Origin of the sequence: Pseudonocardia acidicola (assembly GCF_012911935.1) — a bacterium.
In the GTDB taxonomy this organism is placed as follows: domain Bacteria; phylum Actinomycetota; class Actinomycetes; order Mycobacteriales; family Pseudonocardiaceae; genus Pseudonocardia; species Pseudonocardia acidicola.
Genome location: NZ_JAAXLA010000091.1, coordinates 20,682 through 27,095 on the forward strand (window position 1 = coordinate 20,682; position 6,414 = coordinate 27,095).

A 6,414-nucleotide genomic window follows, 5' to 3' on the forward strand; every position below is an offset into this window, starting at 1 on the left:
TCGGTCAGACCCCGCCGCGGCGGCGAAGGAGCAGGCGCGCCATGGCCCCGAGAGTAACCCCGGGCGCCGGGGCCGGAGCAAGGAGGTCCCGAGGAATGAGACGAGCGGCTCGCTGCGACACACCCGATCGGGTGGGGCTGTCGGTCGGTCGGAACGGCCCGGGCATGCCACGATGACGGCCGCTACGCGTGAGGAGGTCGCATGAGCGTGGGAACCACGGCGCGCCGGGGCGCGGGCCTGCTGGGCACCCTGCTGCGGACCATCGGGATGATCATCGTGCTCGTCCTGGTCCTGCACATCGTGCTCACCCTGCTGGACGCCAACCCCGCGAACGGGCTCACCTCGTTCGTGTCCGACCTGGCCGCTCAGGTCAACCTGGGCCTCGACGACCTGTTCCTGCCCACCGAACCCAAGCTCAGGGTCACGCTGAACTACGGGGTCGCGGCGGTCATCTGGTACGCGATCACGGTCATCGTGGTGCGGATCGTCCGCCGCTTCTCCTGAGACCCCGGGTCACGTCACCGCCTGCCGGACGGCGAACTCCGGCCGGCTCAGGTCGTCGCCGTCGAGGACCGCGCGCAGGATCTCGACGGCCGCGACGACGTCGACGTAGCGGATGTAGGCCGGGGCGAACCCGAACCGGGCCAGATCCGGGGAGCGGAAGTCCCCGATCACCCCGCGGGCGGCCAGCGCCTGCACCAGCGGGTACGCCCACGGGTGGCGCAGCGCGACCTGGCCGCCGCGCCGCCGGGCATCGCGCGGTGAGGCGATCTCGACCTCCTGGCAGTACCGGTCGACCAGGTCGACGAACAGAGCGGTCAGCCCGCGGGCCTTGGCCGCCAGTTGCTCGGGCGTCGCCCCCTGCAGGCTGGCCACGCCTTCGGCCAGCCCCAGCAGGGACAGGACCGGCGGGGTCCCGCAGGCCAGCCGCCGGGCGCCCGGGGCGGGCGTGTACCCGGGGTCGAACGCGAACGGGTCGGCGTGCGAGAACCAGCCGGGAAGCGGGGTCCGCAGCCCGGCGTGGTGCTTCCGGGCGGCGACGGCGTAGGCCGGTGCTCCGGGGCCGCCGTTGAGGTACTTGTAGCCGCAGCCGACGGCCAGATCGGCGCCCCAGCCGTGCAGGTCGACATCGAGGGCGCCGGTGGAGTGCGAGAGGTCCCACAGCGCGAGCACCCCGGCGGCGTGCGCGGCGGCGGTCAGCCCGGCCGCGTCGGCGATCGCCCCGCTGCGGAAGTCGACGTGGCACAGCGCCAGCACCGCGACGCCCGCGTCGAGGGCGGCGGGCACCGCATCCGGGCCGGGGACCGTGCGCAGTTCGAGGCCCAGCAGCTCGGCGGCGGCCCGGGCGATGTAGAGATCGGTCGGGAAGTCGGCCTCGCACGCCACGATCGCGCTGCGGCCCGGGCGCAGCCGGGCCCCGGCCACCAGCAGCTTGAACAGGTTCACCGAGGTCGAGTCGGCCACCACCACCTCGTCGGCGTCCGCGCCGAGCAGCGGGGCGAGCCCCGCCGCGATCCGGTCCGGCTCGGTGTACCAGCCCGCGTCGTTCCAGGACCGGATCAGGCCTGTGCCCCACTCGTCGCGCACCGCGGCCGCCAGTCGCCGCTCGGCGCTCACCGGCCGTGCGCCCAGGCTGTTGCCGTCCAGGTAGACCAGGTCGTCGGGCAGCGCGAAGCGATCGCGCAGGAACGCGATCGGGTCGGCGGCGTCGAGCGCCTCGGCGGCGGACCGATCCAAGGTGGCCACCGTTCCAGCATGCCGTGCGGGGCCACCGGCCTTGTCCGGCTGCGCCGATCGCGCCAGGCTTTCCCCGGCACGGCGGGAGGTGGACCATGGGCGAACCGGATGGCGACGGGCAGCTCGAGATCGGGCGGGGCGGGCGCGGCGCGGTCGAGCTCGACCGGATCGCCTACTTCAGCGACGCCGTGATCGCCATCGCGATAACGCTGGTGGCGGTGGGGCTGGTCGCGCCGAAGGTCCCGGTGGCCGATCTCAACCGGGCATTGATCGACATGTGGCCGGAGTTCGCGGCGTTCCTGCTCACGTTCTGGGTGATCGCGCAGAACTGGACGGCCCATCACCAGATGTTCCGGCTGATCGGGAGCTGGGACGCCGCCCTGGTGGTGCTCAACCTGTCGTTCCTGCTGGCGATCGTGCTGATGCCGTTCTCCACCCAGCTGCTCGGGCACTACATCGGCGGGCTGCCCGCGTCGGTCGTCGTGATCTACACGGCCAACCTGATGGCGTGCGGTGTCGTCCGGGTCCTGCTGTGGCGGCACATCCGGAGGGCCGGCCTGCTGCTGTCCACGGTGGACTTCGGCACCGTGCGGTACCTGCACCGGACGGCCCTGGCCATCCCGGCCGTCTCGCTGCTGGCCATCCCGTGGGCGTTCGTGGACCCCGGGACGGCGTGGGTCCCGTGGGTGCTGTCGTCGGTCGCCGCGCGGCTGGCCGGCGGCAGGCTACGGATCCGGTCGCGCCCGGGCTGAGCCGATCAGTGAGCCGATCAGATGGCGTACTGCCAGGCGGTGAGCGCGTAAGCGCCGAACCACGCCGACCCCAGCGCCACCGCGACCAGCGTCGCAACCGTGGTGGCGGGCCGCCGCCGGGCCAGCCCGAGGGCCACCGGGAGCAGCAGGGTGAACGCCGGCAGCAGCAGCCGTGCCTTGGAGTTCATCAGGCCGTTGCTGCCCACGTCCATGATCAGCACCCCGGCCCCGTAGACGAGCAGCGGCCAGGGCAGGCCGCCGCGCACGGCCCGGACCACCCCGACCGCGAGCAGCACCAGCCCGCCGGCCAGCACCGCGACGGTGAGCACCTCGAAGGCCGACGGGACACTCACCAGGACCGACGCGGCGAACTGCGCGGTCGCGGCGCCGCCGTCGAAGCGGGAGCCCCAGCCGCGGTTCTGCAGGTCGAACCAGCCGGTGGCCGAACCGGTGCGGGCGGCCACCCAGCCGAGGTAGCCGAGCAACCCGAGCGGGGCCAGCGCCGCGCCCGCCCAGGGCCGCAGCCCGTCGTGCCGCTGCACCACGGCGACCAGCGCCGCCATGCCGACGGCCAGCACGAGCGCCGCCGCGGTAGGGCGGACCAACCCGGCCAGTCCGCACATCGCGCCGGCCAGCACCCAGCGCCGGGACAGCACGCCGACGAGCGACCAAGCGGCGAGCGCGCAGAACAGCGCCTCGGAGTAGGCCATGGTGAGTACCACGCCCATCGGAGTGCCGGCGAACAGCGCCACCATGATCAGCCCGACCCGCCGGGAGCCGCCCGGCACGAGCCGGCCGAGCCGGCACACGCCGTACGCCGCGGCGATCCCGGCCAGCGTCGCGGCCGCCACGCCGGCCGCCTCCGACGGGAGCCCGGTGAGGAACCGGAGGGCGGCGGTCGTCGCCGGGTAGCCCGGGAAGAACGCCAGTGGTGTCTCGGCGGTGCGCATCCCGTTCGCGTCGGCCAGCCCCGGCGGCACGCCGTCGTAGCCGCCCTGGGCCAGCCCGAGGAACCACTCGCCGTCCCAGGCCCGGAGTGCGGTGCCCAATCGGGTGTCGTTCGCCGCAGCCAGCGCCGCCAGCACGATCACCCCGAGGCCGCGGACCAGCGCGAAGATCACCGCCGGGGCGAGCGTGGCCGCCAGCGCCGCGAGCGGGTCCCGCCGCAGGCCGGGACCGGTGCCGGGCCCGGACCGGACGGTGGCAGCGCTGCCGATCGCGTTCACCCCCGTCGTGTGGAGGCGGTGCGCGGGATGTGACACCGGCCTCTGTGGCATCGGTCATGCAGGTTATCCAGCCCTGTGTCCACCGGTAGGCTCGACTCCCGACCAGCGCCCGGAGTGAGTGCCGCGCCACGTGTGGACGGAACTCGGGGCGGGAAGCCCAGACGGTGCCGCGCAACAGGTCGCGGCGTCAGGACAGGAGGTCGGCGTGGCCCTCGTCGTGCAGAAGTACGGCGGATCATCGGTTCAGGACGCGGACCGCATCAAGAAGGTCGCCGAGCGGATCGTCCGGACCCGCAAAGAGGGTCACGACGTCGTTGTGGTCGTCTCCGCGATGGGTGACACCACCGACGATCTGACCGATCTCGCCAGGCAGATCTCGCCGGCACCCCCCGCCCGCGAGATGGACATGCTGCTCACCGCGGGGGAGCGCATCTCCAACGCGCTCGTCGCGATGGCGATCCACGCCCTCGGTGCGGACGCCCGCTCGTTCACCGGCTCGCAGGCCGGAATGCTCACGACCTCCAAGCACGGTGACGCCCGGATCGTGCAGGTCAACCCCGGTCGGCTGCGCAACGCGCTGGACGAGGGCTCGATCGTGCTGGTGGCCGGCTTCCAGGGGATGAGCGAGGACAGCAAGGACATCACCACGCTGGGCCGCGGCGGCTCGGACACCACCGCGGTCGCGCTCGCCGCGGCGCTGGAGGCCGACGTCTGCGAGATCTACACCGACGTCGACGGCGTCTTCAGCGCCGACCCGCGGATCGTCCCCGACGCTGCGCACCTCGACACCATCACCTACGAGGAGATGCTCGAGATGGCGGCGTGCGGCGCGAAGGTGCTGCACCTGCGGGCGGTGGAGTACGCGCGCCGCTACAACGTGCCGCTGCGGGTGCGTTGCTCGTACAACGAGAAGCCGGGGACCCTCGTCGCCGGCTCGATCGAGGAGATTCCGTTGGAGAACCCGATCATCACCGGGGTCGCGCACGACCGGTCGGAGGGCAAGATCACGATCACCGGGGTGCCCGACACCCCCGGCATGGCCGCCCGCATCTTCCGGACCGTCGCCGACGCCGAGATCAACATCGACATGGTGCTGCAGAACGTGTCGCACTCCGGCGACCAGCACACCGACATCACCTTCTCGCTGCCGCGCACCGACGGCCCGACCGCGGTCGCCGCGCTGGAGAGGGTGAAGTCCGAGATCGGCTTCGCCGAGGTGATCTACGACCCCGAGGTCGGCAAGGTCTCCCTGGTCGGCGCGGGCATGCGCAACCACCCCGGGGTCACCGCGACGTTCTGCGAGGCGCTCTCCGACGCGGGGATCAACATCGAGACCATGAACACCTCGGAGATCCGGATCTCGGTGATCTGCCGTGTGGATCAGCTCGACGACGCGGTGCGCGCGCTGCACGAGGCGTTCGAGCTCGGCGGCGATGAGCAGGCCGTGGTGCACGCGGGGACCGGGCGATGAGCGACGCGAACCGGCAGGGGCCGGTCCTCGCGATCGTCGGTGCCACCGGCGCCGTCGGCTCGACCATGATCGAGATCATCGACGCGCGGGAGACCGTGCCGTGGGGCGAGATCCGCCTCGTCGCCTCGGCGCGCTCGGCCGGCAAGCTGCTGCGCGTCCGCGGTGAGGACATCACCGTCCTCGAGCTCGCCCCCGAGGTCTTCGACGGGGTCGACATCGCGCTGTTCGACGTGCCCGACGAGGTCAGCGCCGAGTGGGCGCCGATCGCGGCCGCCCGCGGCGCGGTCGCGGTGGACAACTCCGGCGCGTTCCGGATGGACCCCGAGGTGCCGCTGGTGGTGCCTGAGGTGAACGCCGCGGACGCGTCGAACCGCCCCAAGGGGATCATCGCCAACCCCAACTGCACCACGCTGTCGATGATGGCCGTGATGGGGGCGCTGCACCGCGAGTTCGACCTTCGCGAGCTCGTCGTCTCCTCCTACCAGGCTGCGTCGGGCGCCGGGCAGCCCGGCATCGACCGGCTCTACGCCGAGCTGTCCGCAGTGGCCGGCAAGCAGCTCGGGGTGCGCGGCGGCGACGTCGCCGAGGCGCTCAGCGAGGCCGGGCTGGCCAGCGGGCCCGACTCGGGCTCGCCGTTCCCCGCCCCGCTCGCGCTCAACGTCGTGCCGTGGGCCGGCTCGCTCAAGGACGACGGCTGGTCGTCGGAGGAGCTCAAGGTCCGCAACGAGTCGCGCAAGATCCTCGGCATCGCGGACCTCAAGGTGTCCGCGACCTGTGTCCGGGTCCCGGTCGTCACCACGCACGCGCTGGCCGTGCACGCCACGTTCGGCCGCGAGGTCTCGGTGGAGGGCGCCCGCAAGGTGCTCGCCGAGCAGCCGACCGTCGTGCTGCGTGACGACCCGGCCGCCGGCGAGTGGCCCACCCCGGCCGCCGCGGTCGGCGACGACCCCACGTGGGTGGGGCGGATCCGGCAGGCGCTGGACTTCCCGAACACCCTCGAGCTCTTCGTGTGCGGCGACAACCTGCGCAAGGGTGCCGCGCTCAACACCTACGAGATCGCCGAGACCGTCGCCGCCGATCTGTAGATCCCTTCGCGGGCCCTTCGACGGGCGTGAGCCCGCTCCCAACGAGTGATCGAAACGTGCCGAGGCGGCGTCGTACCGCTACCGTTGATCACCGTGAGTCATCAGGAATTGCTGCGTCGCCACGGGGCAGGGGGCCGTGACCT

At 72.8% G+C, this 6,414-nt stretch carries 6 protein-coding genes; 4 read left to right on the forward strand and 2 right to left on the reverse strand.

The features are described from left to right. Positions 1 to 201: 201 nt before the first annotated feature. Positions 202 to 504 carry a hypothetical protein gene (locus HF526_RS30545; RefSeq protein ID WP_169385062.1) on the forward strand — a complete coding sequence of 101 codons (303 nt, stop codon included), beginning with the start codon at positions 202 to 204 and terminating at the stop codon, positions 502 to 504. Positions 505 to 513: 9 nt separating this feature from the next. Here the strand turns inward: HF526_RS30545 and HF526_RS30550 are convergent, their stop codons facing one another. Further along, positions 514 to 1,746: an aminotransferase class V-fold PLP-dependent enzyme gene (locus HF526_RS30550; protein WP_169385063.1), complete on the reverse strand. Its 1,233-nt coding sequence runs from the start codon at positions 1,744 to 1,746 to the stop codon at positions 514 to 516. A gap of 86 nt (positions 1,747 to 1,832) precedes the next feature. On the opposite strand from HF526_RS30550, the gene HF526_RS30555 reads away from it, so the two are divergent. Then, on the forward strand, positions 1,833 to 2,489 hold the full coding sequence (locus HF526_RS30555) for a TMEM175 family protein (RefSeq protein ID WP_169385064.1): 657 nt from the start codon (positions 1,833 to 1,835) through the stop codon (positions 2,487 to 2,489). 17 nt (positions 2,490 to 2,506) lie between these two features. Here the strand turns inward: HF526_RS30555 and HF526_RS30560 are convergent, their stop codons facing one another. Continuing rightward, the gene (locus HF526_RS30560) at positions 2,507 to 3,715 is read right to left on the reverse strand and encodes a hypothetical protein (protein ID WP_338051866.1); all 1,209 of its coding nucleotides are present in this window, start codon (positions 3,713 to 3,715) and stop codon (positions 2,507 to 2,509) included. A 205-nt stretch (positions 3,716 to 3,920) separates the two neighbouring features. Here HF526_RS30560 and HF526_RS30565 point away from each other — a divergent pair, with 205 nt between their 5' ends. Next, positions 3,921 to 5,186 carry an aspartate kinase gene (locus HF526_RS30565; protein ID WP_169385065.1) on the forward strand — a complete coding sequence of 422 codons (1,266 nt, stop codon included), beginning with the start codon at positions 3,921 to 3,923 and terminating at the stop codon, positions 5,184 to 5,186. Further along, positions 5,183 to 6,271 carry an aspartate-semialdehyde dehydrogenase gene (locus tag HF526_RS30570; RefSeq protein WP_169385085.1) on the forward strand — a complete coding sequence of 363 codons (1,089 nt, stop codon included), beginning with the start codon at positions 5,183 to 5,185 and terminating at the stop codon, positions 6,269 to 6,271. The genes HF526_RS30565 and HF526_RS30570 overlap by 4 nt, the downstream gene beginning before the upstream one ends. Positions 6,272 to 6,414 lie beyond the last annotated feature (143 nt).

Bases quoted from the DNA above. Each gene is read 5' to 3' on its own strand.
- HF526_RS30545 (WP_169385062.1), top strand. From the start codon at position 202: ATGAGCGTGGGAACCACGGCGCGCCGGGGCGCGGGCCTGCTGGGCACC.
- HF526_RS30555 (WP_169385064.1), top strand. From the start codon at position 1,833: ATGGGCGAACCGGATGGCGACGGGCAGCTCGAGATCGGGCGGGGCGGG.
- HF526_RS30570 (WP_169385085.1), top strand. From the start codon at position 5,183: ATGAGCGACGCGAACCGGCAGGGGCCGGTCCTCGCGATCGTCGGTGCC.